General features: G+C 71.6%; 14 protein-coding genes and 1 tRNA gene. 5 read left to right on the forward strand and 10 right to left on the reverse strand.

Annotation, left to right across the window (positions count from 1 at the left end):
- Positions 1-22: 22 nt before the first annotated feature.
- From ACFY3L_RS29695 to ACFY3L_RS29720, 6 genes are all read right to left on the reverse strand, one after another.
- Entirely contained in the window at positions 23-1,777 is a 1,755-nt protein-coding gene (locus tag ACFY3L_RS29695; protein WP_389331081.1) for an ankyrin repeat domain-containing protein, read from the reverse strand.
- Between the two features lie 61 nt (positions 1,778-1,838).
- Positions 1,839-1,911 (reverse strand) — tRNA-Met (locus ACFY3L_RS29700).
- Positions 1,902-3,305 carry a hypothetical protein gene (locus tag ACFY3L_RS29705; protein WP_389331084.1) on the reverse strand — a complete coding sequence of 468 codons (1,404 nt, stop codon included), beginning with the start codon at positions 3,303-3,305 and terminating at the stop codon, positions 1,902-1,904. Before ACFY3L_RS29705 ends, ACFY3L_RS29700 begins: the two co-directional genes overlap by 10 nt.
- Positions 3,306-3,325: 20 nt before the next feature.
- Positions 3,326-3,487 carry a hypothetical protein gene (locus ACFY3L_RS29710; protein ID WP_389331087.1) on the reverse strand — a complete coding sequence of 54 codons (162 nt, stop codon included), beginning with the start codon at positions 3,485-3,487 and terminating at the stop codon, positions 3,326-3,328.
- Between the two features lie 94 nt (positions 3,488-3,581).
- Complete coding sequence (locus tag ACFY3L_RS29715) at positions 3,582-3,935, reverse strand: hypothetical protein (RefSeq protein ID WP_389331090.1); 354 nt, start codon at positions 3,933-3,935, stop codon at positions 3,582-3,584.
- Positions 3,936-4,023: 88 nt separating this feature from the next.
- Complete coding sequence (locus ACFY3L_RS29720; RefSeq protein WP_389331093.1) at positions 4,024-4,458, reverse strand: TetR/AcrR family transcriptional regulator; 435 nt, start codon at positions 4,456-4,458, stop codon at positions 4,024-4,026.
- A gap of 986 nt (positions 4,459-5,444) precedes the next feature.
- Between ACFY3L_RS29720 and ACFY3L_RS29725 the strand changes: the two genes are divergently transcribed.
- The 3 genes from ACFY3L_RS29725 to ACFY3L_RS29735 all read left to right on the forward strand — a co-directional run bounded on the left by ACFY3L_RS29725 (position 5,445) and on the right by ACFY3L_RS29735 (position 9,620).
- Entirely contained in the window at positions 5,445-6,881 is a 1,437-nt protein-coding gene (locus tag ACFY3L_RS29725) for an ankyrin repeat domain-containing protein (protein WP_389331096.1), read from the forward strand.
- 105 nt (positions 6,882-6,986) lie between these two features.
- On the forward strand, positions 6,987-9,059 hold the full coding sequence (locus ACFY3L_RS29730; RefSeq protein ID WP_389331099.1) for a cellulose binding domain-containing protein: 2,073 nt from the start codon (positions 6,987-6,989) through the stop codon (positions 9,057-9,059).
- Positions 9,060-9,158: 99 nt separating this feature from the next.
- Positions 9,159-9,620, forward strand: a complete 462-nt coding sequence (locus ACFY3L_RS29735; protein ID WP_389331102.1) for a GNAT family N-acetyltransferase — start codon at positions 9,159-9,161, stop codon at positions 9,618-9,620.
- Here the strand turns inward: ACFY3L_RS29735 and ACFY3L_RS29740 are convergent.
- The 3 genes from ACFY3L_RS29740 to ACFY3L_RS29750 form a co-directional block, all read right to left on the reverse strand.
- On the reverse strand, positions 9,617-10,645 hold the full coding sequence (locus ACFY3L_RS29740; protein WP_389331105.1) for a DNA polymerase IV: 1,029 nt from the start codon (positions 10,643-10,645) through the stop codon (positions 9,617-9,619). The two genes, ACFY3L_RS29735 and ACFY3L_RS29740, sit on opposite strands and share 4 nt — an antisense overlap.
- A gap of 107 nt (positions 10,646-10,752) precedes the next feature.
- Positions 10,753-13,206: a LamG-like jellyroll fold domain-containing protein gene (locus tag ACFY3L_RS29745; protein ID WP_389331108.1), complete on the reverse strand. Its 2,454-nt coding sequence runs from the start codon at positions 13,204-13,206 to the stop codon at positions 10,753-10,755.
- An 88-nt stretch (positions 13,207-13,294) separates the two neighbouring features.
- On the reverse strand, positions 13,295-14,017 hold the full coding sequence (locus ACFY3L_RS29750) for a DUF6086 family protein (protein ID WP_389331111.1): 723 nt from the start codon (positions 14,015-14,017) through the stop codon (positions 13,295-13,297).
- 130 nt (positions 14,018-14,147) lie between these two features.
- On the opposite strand from ACFY3L_RS29750, the gene ACFY3L_RS29755 reads away from it, so the two are divergent.
- Together ACFY3L_RS29755 and ACFY3L_RS29760 are read left to right on the forward strand one after the other, a co-directional pair.
- Entirely contained in the window at positions 14,148-15,002 is an 855-nt protein-coding gene (locus ACFY3L_RS29755; protein WP_389331114.1) for a flagellin, read from the forward strand.
- 223 nt (positions 15,003-15,225) lie between these two features.
- Positions 15,226-16,848 carry a beta-1,3-glucanase family protein gene (locus ACFY3L_RS29760; RefSeq protein WP_389331116.1) on the forward strand — a complete coding sequence of 541 codons (1,623 nt, stop codon included), beginning with the start codon at positions 15,226-15,228 and terminating at the stop codon, positions 16,846-16,848.
- A gap of 76 nt (positions 16,849-16,924) precedes the next feature.
- On the opposite strand, the gene ACFY3L_RS29765 is transcribed toward ACFY3L_RS29760, so the two are convergent.
- Positions 16,925-19,600, reverse strand: coding sequence for an AAA family ATPase (locus ACFY3L_RS29765; RefSeq protein ID WP_389331119.1), 2,676 nt, complete (start codon positions 19,598-19,600; stop codon positions 16,925-16,927).
- Positions 19,601-19,657: the final 57 nt, after the last annotated feature.

Raw genomic sequence — 19,657 nt, forward strand, 5'->3', positions numbered from 1 at the left:
TTCTGCGGTTCGGGGTGCGCCATCAGCGGTTGAGGCGGCGTAGGAACTCGAGGTCGAGGCGGCCGGTCCAGATGGCCGTGCGCGGGTACGGCCGCTCCGAGCGCGCCTTCGGGTCGGCGCCCGCGTCCAGCAGCGCCCGCACCAGCGCCGGGCTGCCGAAGTCCACGGCCGGGTGCAGGGGCGTCTCGCCGTTCAGGTCGCGGGCATTGACGTCCAGGCCGGCGGCCAGCAGCCGGGGCAGGAGCTCCAGGTCGTCGTGGAGCAGCCACGGCAGCAGGTGCAGCAGCGTGCGGCCCCGCTCGTCGCGGACGTGCGGGTCGATGCCGGCGTCCAGGGCGGCCACCAGCGCCGGGCCGTCGCCGTGGTGGACGAGCCGCATGAGGTCCCGGCGCAGGCCGCGCATCTGGCTCGGCATCCGCACCGCCGGGTCCCGCCAGCCGTCCTGGGCGGCGACGCAGCCGCGGACCTGGCCGCCGAACGCGCGCACCGCCCGCTCGCGCCGGACCTCGGCCGGCGAGTCCTGGATGTGGATGGCGCCGCCGCGCAGCACCACCTCGTGGATCGCCCCGGTGCAGTGGATCCGCACGCGGTCTTTGATGCGGGCCGTTGGCGTCGCGGGGGTCGTACCGGCCGGGAACAACGCCTCATGCACCAGCGGATGCAGCTGGTCGGGGCGCAGGGAACCGCTCAGCAGGCCGGTCAGCTCGGCCGGGCGGCGGGACAGCACGGACGGCAGCCGCGGCACGCGGGCCAGTTCCAGCCCGAACTCGGCGATCTCCGCACGCCTCCGGTCGTCGTCGGCCTGCCCGTACGGCACGGCCGCGACCAGCCGGGCGCGGGGCTTTGGTGTGTCGAGGCGGTCGAGCACGAGGCAGCGGCCGGGGCGGTCGATCCGGACGAGGCCGCAGTGCTCGTCGACGTCGGTCGGCATCGGGTCGGGCCGCGGCGGTTCTCCTTGGGGACCCCAGTACCGGGGCCCCTCTCGGCCTTTGGACTGCGGCGGCGGTGTCGCCTGGCGCAGGCTACTTATGTAGCCGGCCACGCGGCGGGCCGCCTCGGGCAGCGTCGTGTGCACCGGCCGCAGCCCGGAGAGCGACTGCTCGATGACGGCCTGCCTGCTGGTTCGCAGTTCGTCGTCGGCACGGCCGGGCGCGAACGCCGCCGGGTCGATGCGCTCCCGGCCCCACCTCGGGTCGAAGAGCAGGACCTCGAGCTCGAACCCGGCCACCGTCCACGCCTCGGCGTGCCGGCCCTCGTCGTCCAGCCGCAGGGCCTGCTCGGCAACGGTTTCCGGTTGCGTCCTGCGCTCCCCGGTGGTGGTGAAGAACGGTAGGCGGGTGGTGCCTCCGCAGCGTTGCATCAGCTCGCCCGTACACCGGGAATCCCAGCGATCGCGGAGCAGCAGCAGCGAATGGTCGCGCTTGCCGGGCGCGGTGGAGTCGAGGCGCTCGAACGTCAACCGGATCCGCTGCGGGTCGTCGAGGCGTTGCGGTGGCCGGGCGATCAGCGCGTACGCGTTGGGGAACACCGCCAGCGGCAGGCAGAGCCCGGCGCGCAGCAGACCGTCGGCGGGGTGGCGGGGCAGGTGCCAGCGCAGCAGGTCGGGCACGAGGTGGCCCAGGTCGTCCTCGATCCGCTCGGCGACCTCGGTGCCGTGGGCGTTCCCGATCGCGGGCAGGTCGACCTCGACGTCGACGCCCGCGGCCGCACAGGCGCCGCGCCAGTCGCCGGCGAGCCGCCGCTCGGTCGCCCGCTCGACCATCCACCCCAGCAACACGGCCCGCCTTCCCTGTTCAAGGCGCGCCTTCTTGTACAAGGCCCGCGTTCTTGTTCAAGAGCAGTGCCGACCGGATTCGAACCGGTGTCCTTCCGACTATGAGGCGGACGCGACAACCTCTGCGCTACGGCCCTGCCGCGGCCGAGTCTAACGACACCAGGTACCTGCCCAGGTCCGTCAGCTCGACGGTGATGCCGGGCTCCGGGTGCACCGCCCACGGCGCGGTGCCCCACATGGCGGCGGCCTCGGCGGCCACTTCCGGGTTCTCCGCGAACCCGGCGACCGTGACGGCGCCGTGGCGGGCGAGGGACGCGAGGGTGTTGCGGACGGCGGTGGCGGCGACGCCGGCGAACAGGTCGGGGTCCCTGGCCGGCAGGCGGCTCTCGTGCGCGTCGAGCAGCTGGTCGGTGAGCTCCTCCAGATCCGCCTTCCCCTCATGTACGGCAAGCAGCTCCAGGAACAGCGGAGCCCACGGGTCGATCCACCGGCGAAGCTGCTCGGCGCCCTTCTCCGAGTGCAGCGGGGTGATCGGGTGGACGATCGCGTCGGCGAGGTCCACCCACAGGTCGAGCGCTTCCTGCGGCGTGGCCTTCCCGGCCAGGACGTCGTCGACCAGGACTGCCCCGGCTCCGCGGACGACTCTGGTGCGGCGCAGCTGGATGACGTCGAACTCGATCGCGATCAGCCACAGCGGCGTCAGGATCGGCTCGGCGGTGCTCTGGTACCCGAGCGCCGCGAACAACGCGGGCCGGTCGGCCTTGCGCAGCTCACCTCGGTCATCGAGCGGCCGTCCGTCGGCCCCGACCCAGCCGGCAAGGGCCGCGAGGTCCCGCAGCAGCGCGCTGTCCCTGACGCGCTCATGCGATGGCTGCTTGACCTTGTGGTGTTCCGGCTCGTTCCTCTGTTCCGGCGCGTTCGTCTCTTCCAGGTCGCTTGTCTTTGTCCGCTGCGGCGGGCGGGGGCTCATCGTGACGGTGCCGCCGTCGATGGTGATGTGGCCGGTGGCGTACCCCTCGCGCTCCTCCATCAGCCGGCCGAGCACCTCCCGGCGCTCCTCCGGCTCCCGCGCACTGAACCTCGCCGCCCACGCGTCGATCTCCGCCGGGTCCCCGTCAGGCCTGACACCGTCGCGGAGCATCGCGGTGAAGATCCGCTTCGCCAGCTCCCACCGGTCCGTGTCGGCCATCGCTGCCGGGAACTTCACCGCGAGCCGGTCCAGCTCCTTGAACAGCGCGGCGGGCTTGGCGCTCGCCGGGTGCAACCGGTCCGTGGCGTCGAGGAACCGCAGGAACTCCCGCACCGTGCCGAGCCCGTGCTCGGCCAGCCCCCACGCGTCGACCTGCCGGGGCGCCACGGCGTTCATGAGCAGGTCGTGCACGTCCCCGCTGCGCCACCGGGTCGGATCGGGCCGCTCCAGCCGGTCGGCCCGCACCTGCAGCAGGACCGCGATCCGGTCCCGCTCGGCCTCGTCCCCCGACCCCCACGCCGCGAACTCGTCGACTAGCCGCTGCTGCAACCGCTGTGCCATTCACCGACCCTATCCATTGCTCAACTCACCAGTCTGCTGAAGAAGTCCCCGAATCCCTTGCCCAGCGCGGCGATCAGCCCCAGGAGCCCTTGGGCGACGCTCGCCGCCGCCTGCGGCCGGAACGCGATGAAGTAGATGATGAATGCCCAAGCGGCGTAGGTCAGCGTTTTCTTCAGCGTCATCGGTTGCCCCGTGCGGTTTGTCGTTCGGTCGTGTACCGATCCGCCGTCTACCCCCTCGCCACTGCCCTAACCGCCCGTTTCCAGAGTGCTTCCCTTACCGCTTGACGGACCGTTCGATGAGGTCAACGGCACCGCGAGGGTCGTCAACCTGGATCACCAGCCGGGCATACCGCTCGTCGGAGAGCTCCACCACGATCGCCTTCGCCGCGTCCCGCACATCCCAGAACACCTTCTCCCCGTCAAGGTGAAACGTGCCCGCCGTGATGACGTTCGGGATGTGCGCCCCAGGCGCCCTGATCCCTTTCGGCTGCCGCGCCATGCCGGGGTCCGCCGTGGCCCCTCGCACGTTGGCCAGCGGAATCGCCAGCCTGCTCTTGAGCGCCCAGAGCTTGTCCAGCCCTTCAATCTCGACGACAAGGTTCCCCCCGTCGATGCTGACCGTCGCCATCCCCATCACTCCTTAGCTTCTTGATCGGGCCTTCCTAGCCGGCTGGGTCTTCCTAGCCGGCCGGGTCTTCCTAGCCGGCCGGGCCTTCCTAGCCGGTGCGGGCCCGCAGCCGTAACCCCAACAGTTCCGTGGCGCGCTCCACCCCGACGGCGTCATCCAGCCGCGCGAGCGCCCCCCTGATCAACCCGGCGACCTCAGGATCCGTCGGCGCCTGCTCAACGGCCGCCAGCAGCAGCAGATCCAGCACGCCCCCCTCGACGAGCGAGGCACCCCGGCCGCCGTCCTCCACGCCTGGCTCTTCGATGGCCGCGAGCGCCGGCTCAAGCTCATGCTCGAGATACCACCGCAGCGCGGTCAGGTAGAGCCCCCGCTTGCTGCCGAACGTCTTGTACAGGCTGTTCCGATGCACCCCCAGCCCATTGACCAGGTCATCCACGGACAACCCGTCGTAGGCCCGTCCCGCGAACAGCCGCACCGCCGCCCGCGTCACCACCTCTTCGTCGAATCCCCTCGGTCGCCCCACCTCTCAAACGGTACGAGTAAAGGAACGAACAGTCAAGAACGAACGTTCCTAAATGCTGCCAGTGCCGCCACCCAGCGCCCCAGGCGGAGCACGCCCCGACACTCTCCGAGGTCGGGCCCGTGGAGCCCTTCGCCCACCGGCCGCCACCGAGGTGCCCTCCTGCGGGACAGGTCGTCGCGCAGGCCGGCGGAACACCCGACGGCCCAACACCGAAGCGCGCCCGCCAATGCGGCCCGGCGGCCCAACGCCCGGACCCGTTGACGCGGGCGACGGCCCACCATCCGCAGGCGCAGGAGAAGATCCGCCATCCACCGGGGCGAGACGTTCGTCTTGGGCCGTCGGGGAGACTGCTCGGTCGTGCTCGGCGGCCGTCGAAGTCGCAGGAGCCGGCGAGGACGTGATCGGCGGTTGAGCCGTGGGTGGGGCGTCGACGGCCGCTGGCTCGCAAAGTGCTGTAGCGGTCGGCGGTGCCGCCTCTGCCAGGATGCGAGCGTTGCGGAGCCTCGTCAGCTTCGCTGCGTGACGGGCCGCCAGGCCGTGCGCACGGGCCTCGGCGAACTCCGCCCTCACTCGCCGCTTCTCCTCGCGCCGGCGGTCGAACGCTGCGGCCTGCGCGGCGCGGCGAGCTGCCGCCCACTCGTCCGAGCCGAATGGTGCCGACGAGACGGAATCTGTTGCTGACAAGCCGAATCGCATGGGCTGCCTCCCCCCGGTAGGCGCTGCACTCCATCGTCGAGGTCGCACAGTCCCGCGTCCAGCGCCGTCGTCGAATGTCACACATCGCCACCGACCCGAACACCGAGAGTGGCATTGCGGCGTCGCGGGTGACCGCGGCGGGTGAAGTCGTCTAACCTTGGGGTCGGCGCTCGGGGCGCCAGCAGTCCGCGCGAAGGGCTCAGCCCACCTGGTAGATCGAGGCAGTGCCGGCATCACCTCCTTTCCGGCCTGAGTTTGCGGGCACCAGGCGCACGGACAAGGAGGCAGTCGTGCCGACCCGTCGTCTTCCCGATCAGCCCGACGTCGAGCAGCTCCGCAACCAGGCCAAGGCGCTCCAGCGGCGCGTGCGTGACGGCGATCCGCAGGCGCTGGAGCTGTTGCGGGAGTTCCATCCCAGGCACCGCGACGTCCAGCCCGCGACCGTCAAGCGGGCCGACGCGCAGCTGGTGGTCGCGCGGTCGTACGGGTTCGCGAGCTGGCCGGCGCTGCGGGCGACGCTGGATGTGATCGGCAGATTCGCCAGGTCACCGCACCAGCAGAGGCCAACCGGGGCGGCAGACGAGTTCCTGGTGCTGGCCTGCCTGACCTATGGCGGCGACGACCCGCGGCGGTGGGCGCGAGCGCGGCGGATGCTGGACGAGCGGCCCGAGCTGGCCGGGCACTCCATCCATACCGCCGCGGCGGTCGGGGATGTCGTGGCGGCGCGGCGGATCCTCGACGGCGACCCCGGCGCGGCGAATCGGCAGGGCGGCCCGCACAGGTGGGAGCCGCTGCTGTATCTGGCGTATTCGCGCGTCGACAGCACGGCGGCGGGGCACTCCACCGTGGAAGTCGCGCGGCTGCTGCTGGAGCGCGGCGCCGACCCGGCGGCGGGGTTTCTGTGGGACGGGTTGACGTCGCCGTTCACGGTGCTGGCGGGGGTGTTCGGCGGCGGTGAGGGCGGGCAGCCCGCGCACCGGGACGGGCCGGCGCTGGCGGAGCTGCTGCTCGAGGCGGGGGCCGACGCGAATGACAGTCAGACGCTGTACAACCGCGGCCTCCACCACGACGATGACTCGCACCTTCCCGTGTTGCTGCGGCACGGGCTCGGGCGTGGTGACGGTGGGGTGTGGCACCAGCGGCTCGGGCCGACCCACCCCACGCCCGCGCAGCTGCTGCAGGACGAGCTGATCAAGGCGGCGCAGCGCGGGGCGGTCGAGCGCGCGCGGCTCCTGCTGCGGCACGGCGCCGATCCGCGCGGCCGGGGCACCGGGCATCCCGTGTTCCAGGGGCTCGACGCGTTTTCGACGGCCGTGTTGTACGGCCATGCGGACGTGGCGGAGCTGTTCGGTGGCGACGGGGACCCTGTACTGCGGTTCCTGGGCGACTGCATGCGCGGCGACGCGGCCGCGACCGGTGACCGGCGGACGGCGGAGCTGGCGATCGCGGCGAAGCCGCAGCATCTCGTCGCCGCGGCGAAGCTCGGCAGGACGGGTGCGGTGCGGCTGATGGCGGAGCTGGGGTTCGAGTTCAGGGGCACGATGGCGCTGCACGAGGCGGCGTACCACGGGCACCTCGACACGGTCCGGGCGCTGGTCGAGCTGGGCGCGGACCCGGGACAGACGGATCCGTCGTTCCACGCCACGGCGCGGGGCTGGGCGGAGCACAACGAGCAGTGGGCGGTGGCGGACTACCTGGCGTCCGTGGAACGTTCGCGGACTGAGTAGGACGCGGCCATGGTCACGAGGTTAGCGCTGTCGAAGCGCTTGACATGGTCCCGGGGCATCCCCAGCATGGGAGCGCTTCCATCCATGCTCTCCGATTGGACCGTCATGAAGATCGGAATTCGCCGCGGCGCCGTGATGGGCGCGGCGTTGCTGCTCGCGGCCGTTCCAGCGGTCGCCGTTCCGGCGGCTGCCATGGCCGCCGACCCCGTGGCCACCACCGTCACCGTCAACGCCAAGGCCGGCCTGGCGACCGTTCCCGACACCGCCCTGGGCGTCAACGACGCGATCTGGGACGCCGAGCTCGGCACCACCGCGGTGTCCGACCTGCTCGGCGCCGCCGGCGTGCAGATGCTGCGGTATCCGGGCGGCTCGTATGCCGACATCTACCACTGGCGCGACCACACCGCGCCCGGCGGTTACGTGGCGCCGAACACCGACTTCGACACGTTCATGGGCTCGGTCCGCCGCATCGGCGGCCAGCCGATGATCATCGCGAACTACGGCACCGGCACCGCCGAGGAAGCCGCCGACTGGGTCCGCTACGCCAACGTGACCAAGGGGTACGGCGCGAAGTACTGGACGATCGGCAACGAGAACTACGGCAACGGCCACTACGGCTCCGCATGGGAGGCGGACAACCACGCCGACAAGAGCCCGCGGGCGTACGCGGAGGGCGTGGTCGCGTTCGCCGCGGCGATGAAGGCCGTCGACCCGACCATCAAGATCGGCGCGGTGCTGACCACGCCGGGCAACTGGCCCGACGGGCTGGTCGGCTCGGGCGACGCCGGCACGTGGAACCAGGTCGTGCTGTCCGTCGCCGGGCCGTCCATCGACTTCGTGGACCTGCACTGGTATCCGGGTGGCGGCACCGCCGCGGAGTCCCTGGCCAAGACCGAGCAGGTCGACGACATCATGTACCTGACGAAGCAGCAGATCGCCCGCTACGCGGGGACCGGCACCGGCCGCATCAAGGTCAGCTTCACCGAGCTGAACGTGGGCGTCGGCCAGAACACCCAGCCGGGAGCGCTGTTCCTCGCCGACGCGTACAGCAGCCTCATCGCCAACGGCGTCTTCACCGTCCAGTGGTGGAATGTGCACAACGGCATCGGCACCGTCTCCACCGTCGCCGGGCAGACCGACTACGGCGACTTCGGCCTGCTGTCCAGCGGGGGCTGCCAGACCGGCGGCACGGTGTGCGAGCCGGCGATGAACACGCCGTTCGCGCCGTATCACGCGCTGAGCGTCATGAAGTCGTTCGTCCGACCGGGGGACCAGCTCGTCCGCGCCGCCACCGGGGACCCGCTCGTGGCCGCGCACGCCGCCCGCCGCCCCAACGGGGACCTCGCCGTCCTGCTCATCAACAAAGACCCCGACAACGCGCGGTCAGTCAGCCTCAAGTACTCCGGCTGGTCCGCCGCAGCGGGCGCGCCGGCGGTCACCAGGTTCGGCAACGGTGACCCCGCGCCGGCGACGTCGGCGACCGGCACCGCGGCGGCGCAGACGATCGCGCCGTACTCGCTGACGCTGCTCGTGCTCCACCCGTCGTCGGCCACGACCGGCGCGCCGAAGGCGCCCGGCCAGCCGACGACGACCGCCATCGGCGCGAACACCGCGACCATCGCGTGGCCGGCGGCGCCCGCGGGCAGCAGCCCGATCGCCAAGTACGAGGTGTACCGCCAGAACGGCGCCGTCAGCGAGCAGCTCGGCGAGACGTCCGGCACGTCGCTGGCGGTGTACAACCTCAACCCCGGCACCCGGTACACGGTCAACGTGGTCACCCGTGACACCGCCGGGAAGGTCTCCTGGTCGTCGCCGCCGCTGACGTTCACGACGACGAGCCCGGCGACGAGCGCCTGCACCGTCCGCTTCACCGACGTCAACGACTGGGGGAACGGCTACGTCGGCAACATCGACATCACCAACACCGGCGCGAGCCCGATCAACGGCTGGACGCTGACCTTCACCTGGCCGACCGCGTGGCAGAGCGTCAGCGGTAGCTGGAACGGCAACTGGACGCAGACCGGCCGCGACGTGAAGGTCACCAACATCGACACGAACGGCGCCCTCGCCGCCGGAGGGGGCGCGACCAGCACCGGCTTTGTGGGTGCGTACAACGGGCCCAACGTTCTTCCGTCCGCGTTCCGCCTCAACGGCACGGTCTGCACCGTCGCCGCCTGACCGTTCCTTGACGAACCGGGCCGGCAGCAGGTGTTGCCGGCCCGGGCGTCGGCGTCGAAATGTGTTGCGGGGGTGGGGAGCAGCGGCAGGATGAGTGGGATGAGGATGCGGGAAGTGCGGCGGGCTACGGCGGCGGATGCTGGGGTTGTGGCGGGGTTGCTGGATGCGTTCAACCGGGAGTTCGGCACGCCGACGCCTGGGGTTGAGGTACTCGCCGGGCGGCTTGAGCGGTTGCTGGCCGGGGACGAGCTGGTGGCGTTGTTGACGGGGGAGCCGGCCGCTGGTGTCGCCGTGCTCTCGTTTCGGCGCAGTGTCTGGTCTGACGGGCCTGCTGTCATGCTCGACGAGCTGTACGTCAAGCCGGAGCTGCGCAACCAGCGGTTCGGGCACGCGATGCTGACCGCTGCGTGTGAGGTGGCGAAGGGGCGCGGGGCGGAGGCGTTGGAGATCAATGTGGACGGGGCGGACACGGACGCGCGGCGGTTCTACGAGGCGCACGGGTTCGTCAACGTCGAGCCCGGCGCGGACGAGCCGATGTACTTCTACTACCGGGATCTTTAGATCAACAGGTCCAGGCGGACGCCGAGCAGCCGGACCGGGCGCTGCAGGGAGAACTTGGCCAGCACGGTCCGCGCGGTTTCGGCGATTACGTCGAGGTCGGTGGTCGGGCCGCCGCGGAGCTTCATGACCTTGGTCGGGGTGTAGAAGGACGAGAAGCGGACCTTCACCGCCACGTGGGTGACCTGCCGGCCGTCGGCGACGACCGCGGTGCCCAGTTCGCGAGCCAGCCTGTCCGCGTGGCCGGCGAGCTCGTCCGGGTCGGTGACATCGGTAAGGAACGTCGTCTCGCGGCTGCGTGAGCGGGCGATCCAGGGCTCCGTGTCGATGGTGGTGTCGCCGGCGCCGACGGCCGTCGCCGCGAGCCACGCGGCGCTGCGCTGGCCGAAGTGCTCGGTGAGCAGGGCAACATCACATGCCGCCAGGTCGGCGACGGTGTGCACGTCGATGGCGGTGAGGCGCTTCGTGGTCTTCGGGCCGACGCCCCACAGGTCGGCCGCCGGAAGGGCACCCATGACGTCGGGCCACGTCGCAGCCGTCAGCTGGAACAGGCCGCCGGGCTTGGCGAACCGTGCCGCGTGCTTGGCGGTGAGCTTGTTGTCGCCGACGCCGACCGCGCAGCTCAGCCCGGTCTCGTCCAGCACCGCCCGCCGTACGTCCGCCGCGAGCACCATCGGCTCGTCGGTGTCGGCGCCGAGGAAGGCCTCGTCCCAGCCATACACCTGCAGCAGCACCGGAAAGCGCGCCAATGTCGCCATGACCTGCACCGATGCGGCCTGATACGCCTCGGTGTCCGACGGCAGGAAGACGGCCGAGGGGCAGCGCTTCGCCGCCGCCTTCAAGGGCATGCCGGACCGGACGCCGCAGGCGCGGGCCTCGTACGACGCGGTCGCCACCACCTGCCGCGGCCGCTCCGGGTTCCCGTCGCCCCCGACGACGACGGGCAGCCCCTGCAACGAAGGGCGTCGCAGGATCTCCACCGCCGCGATGAACTGATCGAGGTCGACGTGCAGCAGCCACCAGCCCACTCGTCCACGCTAACCGAACCGCACCGTACGCAGGGCCGATGCGCCATCCTCAGCAATCTGGAACAACACCGGGAGCGGGACAGGAAGCCCCGCTCCCGGTATCAAACTCAGTTGCCGGACGTGAACAGTTGCTGGATCTCGGCAGGGGTCAGGGCACGGTCGTACAGGTGGACCTGGTCGACGGTGCCGTCGAGGAAGTCGACGGGGTTTCCGCCGAACTTGCCGCGACCGATGACGGTGTTGCCGGTGGGCGCGGCCTGCGGGAGGCAGGCGCTGGCGGTGCCGGCGAGCTGGCCGTCGACGTACAGGCGGAGCTCGCCCTTCACGGTGTCGCGGACGCCGGCGAGGTGGTACCACTGGCCCGGGTTCGGCCTGGTGGGGGCGAGGGCGCGGACGCCGACGAAGCTCATCGCGAAGCGCTGGTCGGCGCCGGAGTACTGCAGGAAGAAGTCGCTGTTCGTCGGGCCGTCCTGGCTGACGACGGTCTGGAAGGCGCCGTCGACGCGGTCCAGCTTGACCCACGCGGCGGCGGTGTAGTCGGTCGCCGTGTTGAGCAGCGGGGCGCCGGTGTCGAGGTAGCCGTTGTCGAAGGAGACGCCGTCGCCGGTGTGCGCCGCGACGAACGCCGCCCCGCCGGCCGCGGTGGCGTTGTGGGAGCCCGCCGCGTCCGCGTAAGAGCCGTCGAGGGGGTAGAAGGCGATGCCGGTCAGGCCCGGCGTGCCCGGCGGCGGCTGCGGCACATTGCCCGGCGAGCCGTCGGCGGCGGCGATGATCTGCTGGTTGATCTGCTTGACCTGCTTGAGGTCCATCTTGGCGACCTGCCGGTCGTAGGTCCAGAAGCCGTTGAGCTCGCCCTCGACGTCGGTGATCTGGGTGTACACCGAGGCGCTGATCCCGCAGGACTTCGCCGACGCGATGACGGCCTTCTGGTTCTCGACGTACTTCGCGGTGAGCGTCGCCTTGTCGGGCGTCATCTCGTAGGCGCCGCCGTCGCCGAACCACATGTGGTTGGACGTCTTCAGCCCGAAGCCGCCGTGCTCGCCGTCGATCGAGACGCGGTCGCCGCTCGGCGCGGGGGAGGCCGGGCCGAGGTACTGGTGGAAGTCGATCACGTCGCCGCGGCCGGAGTCGCCCTTGGAGTTGCAGCAGTTGACGCCGCTGTGCGCGTTGACGAGGCGCGAGGGGTCCTGAGCCTTGACGTCGTCGGCGATGCGGCCGGTCGCGGTGCGGTCCCACTCGCCCCAGCCCTCGTTGAAGGGCACCCACGCCACGATCGACGTCCAGCTCTGGTGCTCGCGGACCATCTCGTGCAGCTCGGCCTCGAACTGGTCGCGCCACTCCACCGGGATGGGGCCGGTGTTGGCCGCCGGCATGTCCTGCCACACCATGAGGCCCAGCTTGTCGGCCCAGTAGTACCAGCGGTCGGGCTCGACCTTGATGTGCTTGCGCACGGCGTTGAAGCCCATCGCCTTGTCCTGCTGCAGGTCGAACTTCAGCGCCGCGTCGGTGGGCGCGGTGTTGAGCCCGTCGGGCCAGAAGCCCTGGTCGAGGTTGGCGAGGTTGAACAGGATCTTGCCGTTGAGCGCGATCCGCAGCTTGCCGTCGGCGCCGCGCAGCGTGCCGATCTGCCGCATGCCGAAGTACGAGCCGACGGTGTCACCGGACAGGAGGCGCACCTGCAGGTCGTACAGGAACGGGTTGTCCGGCGACCAGAGCTTCGGGTTCGGCACGGGCACCGCGACCGGAGTGCCGACGGTGCCGGTCACCCGGCCCACGACCTTGTTGCCATTGCGGGCGACTGCTTCGAACTGCTGGCCGGGCGTGCCGTTCACGGTCAGGTTCAGGCTCTGCGACGCCAGGGAAGGCGTCATCGTCAGGGAGGTGATGTTGGCGGCCGGGACCGGCTCCATCCACACCGTCCGCCAGATGCCGGAGCTGCCCTGGTAGAAGATGCCGCGGTCGCTGACCCGGCGCTGCTTGCCGATCGGCTGGCCGGTCGCGTCGGTGAGGTCCTCCGCCCAGACGATGAGCTCCTGGGGGCCGGTCCCGACGAGCGCGTCGGTCACGTCGAGGTCGAAGCCGTCGTACCCGCCGCGGTGCGTGCCCACCTGGGTGCCGTTGACGTACACCTTCGCGTCGTAGTCGACCGCGCCGAAGTGCAGGATCAGCCGCTGGCCCGCCCAGGCCGCCGGGACGGTGAACGTCCGCCGGTACCACATCCGGTCCTCGTGCCGCTGGATCCCGGACAGCGCCGACTCGATCGGGTACGGCACCAGCACCCGCTCGCCGAGGCTCTGCCCCGTCGGCACGGCCTGGTCGACGGTGGCGCGGGCGAACTCCCACACGCCGTTGAGGTTCTGCCAGCGGTCGCGGGTGAGCTGCGGCCGCGGGTACTCGGGCAGGGCGTTGTTCGGCCCGACCTGGGACGTCCACGGGGTGGCGATGGGTGCGATGCCGGGGTGCCAGCTGGGTCCTTCGGGCGGTGGCGGGGCGGCGGCCGCGGGGGTGGCCGCGGCGACCACGATCGCGGTGGCCGCCGCGATCCAGGCGAGTCTTCTCACTGGGGTGTGCTCCTTCGCTGAGCTTCGAAGAAGCCTCATATCAACAAAAGTAATCAGGTTACGTCAAGCATTGACGCGTTCAAACAAACTATGGCACGCTCGGTGGGTCCCCGAACCCCAGCCAGGTGATCCGGTGGCCCAGGCCGTCGTGCACCACCTGCAGCCGCAGCCGCGACACCCCGTACACCGTGTCCCACAGCGACATGACGCTGACCCGGCGATACCCCTCATCGGTGCTGATCAGGTCCGGTGGGATCCGCTGCGGCGGCAGCAGCAGGGGCACCGGGTAGGCGTCGACGACCGCCCGCAGCCGGTCGCCCTGCCAGCCGAGGCCGTCCGTGCGGGCGTCGATCGTCTGGTACCAGCCCCGCACAAGATCCAACACGATCGCCGCGAGCTCGAAGCGGACGGAGGGCGGCAGCTCCCGCGCGGTCGGTGGCCCCCACGCGACCGGCTCGAGGCCGCTCGGCGGCAGCGCGACGTGCATGCCGTCGCGGATCTCCGGGTTGCCGCCGAGCTCCCGCAGCGGCCCGTTGAGGTGCTGGTCGAGCGACGCGAGGACCTGCATCGTGCCGAGCGACATCGCCCGTACGGTCGGCGAGTGCTGCCGGTTCCAGTCGTTGAGCAGGAACACGAAGAATTCCCGCAGCTTCAACGGGTCGAAGTGCAGCTCGTCGCTCTCGGGCCCGAGGATGCCGCTGGAGCGCTGGATCCGGTCCTCCATGACGCGCACCTGCGCCGCGAACAGCTGCGCCGTGCTGCTGCCCGGCTTCCAGAAGGGGACCCCGTCGACGTACCCGTACATGCCCATGGGCAAGACCTTGCCACCCGCCGGAAAAAGGTTCGAGCGAACCCTCATGCCCGTCCGGGTGGCGCCGATGACTGAACCGTGCGGGCCAAGGACGGCCCGACAGTACGGCCCGAATCAAGGAGGAGTCACCATGGGTCTTCGTATCAACAACAACATCGCCGCGCAGAACGCCTACCGGAACCTGTCGGTCACGGACAGCCAGATGAGCAAGTCGCTGGAGCGGCTGTCCTCCGGTTACCGGATCAACCGCGCCGCCGACGACGCGGCCGGCCTCTCCATCAGCGAGGGCATGCGCTCCCAGATCGGCGGCCTGAAGGTTGCCGTGCGCAACGCGCAGGACGGCATCTCGGTCGTGCAGACCGCTGAAGGCGCGCTCACCGAGACGCACTCGATCCTGCAGCGCATGCGCGATCTGTCGGTCCAGGCGTCCTCGACCGGTTCGCAGGACAGCGACGCCCGCACCGCGGCGCAGACCGAGTTCACGCAGCTCAACGCCGAGCTCGACCGGATCGCGACCACCACGTCCTTCGGCGGGCAGAAGCTGCTCGACCCGGCGGGCGCCTACAACGGCACGTTCCAGGTCGGCGCCAACACGGCCGGCGCGGACCAGATCTCGGTCAACCTCAGCACCGCCGCCTTCGGCAGCGTCGCCGTGACCGGCTTCGACTCGACCGGCCTCGGCACCAACGGCCTCGACCTGGTGAACGGCGCCTCCGCGGCGATCACCGCGATCGACACGGCCATCAAGGGCATCTCGACCGCTCGGGCCACCCTCGGTGCATACCAGAACCGCTTCGAGCACACCATCAACAACCTCAACACCGCGGTCGAGAACCTGTCCGCGTCCGAGTCGCGCATCCGGGACACGGACATGGCGTCGGAGATGGTGTCCTTCACGAAGTCGCAGATCCTGACCCAGGCCGGCACCAGCATGCTGGCCCAGGCCAACCAGGCGCCGCAGAACGTCCTGTCCCTGCTGCGATAACCAAAGCGACAGACCAAAGCGACAGACCAAAGCGATAGACCAAAGCGATAGACCAATAGCGACAATCGTTGACCGACGGTGAGCGGGGCCCGACCTACGTTGGGCTCCGCTCAACGCTTTCTTAAGTTTCCATTCGGTGACGATGGATTCTGTCGATCTCCGTTGACACGTTCCCCATCGGTAACAAAGGCTGCTGAGAGCGCTCTCACGAAGGAGTCTCTCGGTGCGTTTCAGGACGAAGGTGCTCGGTGCGCTCGCCGCGCTCGCCGTGGCGGTGCCGGTCGGCATCGCCGCGATGCCGTCGGCGTCGGCGCTCGGGCCCAACCTGCTGCCTTTCACGGTCAAGAACACCACGGGCCGCGGCGACGCGGTCTACCTCTACGTCATCGGCGTCAACCTCACCACCGGCCGCCTCGGCTACGCCAACGCCGGCGGCACGTTCACCAACTGGGCCGGCGGGTCGAACCCGCCCTCCCCGGCACCGGACGTCGCGATCGCCGGCCCGGGCAACGGCGGCAGCACCACCATCCAGCTGCCGAAGAACATGTCCGGCCGGGTCTACATGTCCCTGGGCCAGAAGCTGAAGTTCTTCCTCACCCCCGACGGGCTCGTCCAGCCGGCGCCGTGGGCCGCCAGCGACCCCAACCACGACATCCTGTTCGACTGGAGCGAGTTCACCTACAACGACGCCGGGCTGTGGCTCAACAGCTCGCAGGTCGACATGTTCGCCGTGCCGCACGAGGTCAGCGTCACCGGCAGCAACGGCGTCACGACCAGGACCGGCGCGCCGGTCGCCAACGGCCGGCAGAACGTCATCAACCAGATCAAGGCCCAGTCCGGCTGGGGCAACACCGTCGTCACCCGCGCCGACGGCACCGTGCTGCGCGTCCTCGCCCCGGGCAAGGCCGCCGACGCCGGGCTGTTCAGCGCGACGTACCTCGACCCGTACATCACCAACGCCTGGAACGCGTACACCTCCAAGACCCTGACGGTGGTGCCGTTCACCGACCAGCCGGGCGTGAAGTACTTCGGCCGGACCAGCGGCAACGTCATGACCTTCACCAACGGCTCGGGCCAGCGGGTCGCGTCGTTCAACAAGCCCAGCACCAGCAACGTCTGGGGCTGCGACGGCGCGCTCGGCGCCCCCAACGACCAGGTCGTCGGCCCGATCGCCCGGACGCTCTGCGCGGCGCTGCACCGCGGCACGCTCGGCACCATCGACACCCAGCCCGGCGGCGGGGCGGCGGACTTCTACAAGAGCTCGCTGACCAACCACTACTCGCGGATCATCCACGCGAACATGGCCGACGGGAAGGCGTACGGGTTCGCCTTCGACGACGTGCAGAACCAGGAGTCGCTGGTGCACTCCGGCGACCCGCGCTCGGCCGGCATCACCCTGAGCCCGTTCGTGGGCGGCACGACGCCGCCGACCAACCCGACCACGCAGCCGCCACAGAACGGCAACGTCACCGGGATCGCCAGCAACTGGCACGGCAAGTGCATCGACGTGCCGAACTGGAACTTCAACGACGGCCAGCGCCTGATCGTGTGGAACTGCACCGGCGGCACCAACCAGCGCTGGACCTGGGTCAACGGCACCCTGCGCACCGAGAACAACAAGTGCATGGACGTCGCCTGGGGCTCCACCGCCAACGGCGCCGCGATCCAGATCGCCAACTGCAGCGGCAACCCCGCCCAGCAGTTCGTCCTGTCCGCCGCCGGCGACCTGGTCAACCCCCAGGCCAACAAGTGCGTGGACATCGCCGGTTGGAACCCGGACAACGACGCCGTCCTGCACCTGTGGGAGTGCACCGGCGGCGCCAACCAGAAGTGGCACAAGGTCTGACACGCCGCATAACCGAAATTTCGGATATGTTCGCGCAGCGGACATATCCGAGGTGAGGGCAGCGAGCGGGCCCGCCTCAGCCGGACAGGTCGAGGCGGGCCAGTTGCGTGCGGCTGGCCACGCCGAGCTTCGGGAACGCGCGGTACAGGTGGTAGCTGACGGTCTTCGGGGAGAGGAACAGCTGCGCGCCGATCTCGCGGTTGGTCAGGCCGCCGGCGACGAGGCGGACGATTTGCAGCTCCTGCGGGGACAGCGTCGCGACCAGGCTCGATGACGGCTGAGCGGCGGCGGCGCCCGTGGCGCGCAGCTCGGCGCGGGCACGCTCCGCCCACGGGACGGCGCCGAGGCGGTCGAAGATCTCCGCGGCGGTCCGCAGCTGGGCGCGGGCCTCGGTCTTGCGGCGTTCGCGGCGCAGCCGTTCGCCGTAGGCGAGGTGGGTGCGGGCCACCTCCCACGGGTGGCCACCGAGCGCGACCGCGGCCTCGAAGTGCCGGCTCGCGGCGGGCCAGGACGGCTCGAGCAGGGCGTGGCAGCGGTGCGCGACCGCGTCGGCCCAGTCGAGGCGCGCCGCGGCGGCCCACTCGGCGAAGCGCGCACAGGCCGCCTCGGCCCGCTCGTACGCGCCGATCCGCGCCGCCGCCTCCACCTGGTCCGGTGCGCTGTAGACGGCCTGGATCTGGTGCCGGACCGGGCCGGCCAGGGCGGCCTCGAGCCGGTCCGACGCCTCCGCCGGACGCCCCTGCCCCAGGTCGAGCAGGGCCAGCGCCCACTCCGCCCAGGCCAGGCCGTTGGCGATGTGGTTGCGGGCGTACCGGTCGTGGCAGTTCTCGGCCAACCGGGCGCAATCCGGGGCGTCGCCACGCACCGCGGCGATCCAGGCGAGGATCCCTTCCAGGTAGCCGGCCCGGTTCGGCTGGCCGGTGTCGGCGGCGAGCCGCAGCCCTTCGGTGGCGGTGGCGACCGCGTCCCGGAAGCGGCCCAGGTACAGCTCCGCCGCCGCCAGGGTCACGTGGGCGAGGGGCAGCCAGCCGATCGAGCCCTCGGCCCGCGACTCGTCGGCGACGCCCTGCGAGATCGCCCGGCCCGCCTCGAAGTCGCCGACGAGCCCGGCCACGAACGCCGCGTTGAGCCGCAGGTTCGGCGGGCCGGTCCTGGTGCTGGTGAGGGCCCGCATCGCCGGTACACCCGCCGCCGGACCCTCCAGCAGGAGCCGCGCCGCCGCCGTCACCGCCGCCACGGCCGGGTCGAGGCCGTCGGAGGGGCGCAGGCCGAGGCCGTGCAGCCGCCGCGCCGCCTCGCGCACCCGGGGCGGGTCGCTGAGCTGCCAGGCGTTGCGCGCCGCGTCGACCAGCAGCAGCCCGGCGGCCCGGCGGTCCACCGGCGCCAGCGCCGACGCCCCGGCGACCAGCAGGTCGTGCGCGGACGCCGCCGACCCCTCGTCGAACGCGAGCCGCGCCCGCAGCTCGCACACCCGGGCGGTGAGCACCGGGTCGTCGCCGGCCGGGTCGCAGGACGCGAGGAACCGGCGGGTCAGGTCGGGCTGCCCGGCGTCGTTCGCGGCCACCGCCGCCGCGACCAGCCGGCGCGTCCGCTCGGCAGGGGCGGCGGTCAGCTCGGCGGAGCGCTGCAGCGCCGCGGCCGCGGCCGGGTAGCCCTTGCGGCGCAGCGCCCGCTCGGCGGCGCGCTCCAGCGCCAGCGCGGCCTCCTCGTCCGGCCCGGTGGCGGCGGCGGCCAGGTGCCAGGCCCGGCGGTCGTCATCGAGTGGGAGCGTCTGCGCCAGCGTCCGGTGTACGGCCAGCCGCCGGTCGAACGTGGTCCGCTGATACGCGGCGGCCCGCAGCAGCGGATGGGTGAACGCGATCCGCCCGGCGGCGACCGTCACCAGGCCCGCCTCCTCGGCCGCGCCCAGACCGGACGGTGCCACGCCGAGCAACTCCGCCGCCCGCAGCACCACCCCGAGGCCCTGGTCGGGTGAGGCGGCGGCGATCAGCAGCATCGCCCGGCCGTCGGGCGGCAGCCGGTCGATCCTCGCCGCGAACGCCTCCTGGATCCGCCGCGGCAGCAGCGCCGGCACGAACGGCGGCGCCCCGCGGGGCAGCTCCCGCAGCGCGAGGGGGTTGCCGGCGCTGTCGCGCACCAGCCGCACCCGGATCCGCGGCGGCAGGTCCGGCCGGAGCGACCGCAGCAGAGCGTCGGCGGTCTGCGGGTCCAGCCCGGCGAGCCGCCGCTCCGGCAGGCCCTCCGGGGCGAACTCGTCCCGCGCGGCGAAGAGCATCGCCACGGACTCGGCCTGCAGGCGGCGCGCCACGAACCGCAGCGCCTGCGCGGACGAGCCGTCCAGCCACTGCGCGTCGTCGATCAGGCACAGCACCGGGCGCTCCTCGGCCAGCTCGGCCAGCAGCGTCAGCACCGCGGCCCCGACGAGCAGCTGGTCGCCGCCGGCGGCCGGGCCGAGCCCGAGGGCCCCGCGCAGCGCGGCGGCCTGCACGTCCGGGAGCTGCGACGAGGCGGCGAGCGCCGGCGCCAGCAGCTGGTGCAGCGACGCGAACGGGACCTCCGCCTCGGTCTCCACCCCGGCGCAGCGCAGGACCGTCATCCCGTCCGCGCCGGCGGCCGCGTCGTCGAGCAGGGCGCTCTTGCCGATGCCGGGGTCGCCGCGGACGACCAGGACGGCGCTGTGCCCGGCGCGGGCCCGGTCGAGCACCGCGGCCGCCGCGGCCCGATCGTCGTCCCGCCCCCACAGCATGATCATCCGAGGGTACTGGTCACCTGTCCGGTACCGCGACCGCGCCCGCCGCTCGTACGGTCG

The organism is Dactylosporangium sp. NPDC000521, assembly GCF_042898305.1.
Taxonomy (GTDB): domain Bacteria; phylum Actinomycetota; class Actinomycetes; order Mycobacteriales; family Micromonosporaceae; genus Dactylosporangium.

What these genes read in the sequence shown, in the direction of transcription:
- ACFY3L_RS29705 (WP_389331084.1), bottom strand. Translation starts at nt 3,305, where the DNA reads ATGGCACAGCGGTTGCAGCAGCGGCTAGTCGACGAGTTCGCGGCGTGG.
- ACFY3L_RS29710 (WP_389331087.1), bottom strand. Translation starts at nt 3,487, where the DNA reads ATGACGCTGAAGAAAACGCTGACCTACGCCGCTTGGGCATTCATCATC.
- ACFY3L_RS29715 (WP_389331090.1), bottom strand. Translation starts at nt 3,935, where the DNA reads ATGGCGACGGTCAGCATCGACGGGGGGAACCTTGTCGTCGAGATTGAA.
- ACFY3L_RS29730 (WP_389331099.1), top strand. Translation starts at nt 6,987, where the DNA reads ATGAAGATCGGAATTCGCCGCGGCGCCGTGATGGGCGCGGCGTTGCTG.
- ACFY3L_RS29735 (WP_389331102.1), top strand. Translation starts at nt 9,159, where the DNA reads ATGAGGATGCGGGAAGTGCGGCGGGCTACGGCGGCGGATGCTGGGGTT.
- ACFY3L_RS29750 (WP_389331111.1), bottom strand. Translation starts at nt 14,017, where the DNA reads ATGGGCATGTACGGGTACGTCGACGGGGTCCCCTTCTGGAAGCCGGGC.
- ACFY3L_RS29755 (WP_389331114.1), top strand. Translation starts at nt 14,148, where the DNA reads ATGGGTCTTCGTATCAACAACAACATCGCCGCGCAGAACGCCTACCGG.
- ACFY3L_RS29765 (WP_389331119.1), bottom strand. Translation starts at nt 19,600, where the DNA reads ATGATCATGCTGTGGGGGCGGGACGACGATCGGGCCGCGGCGGCCGCG.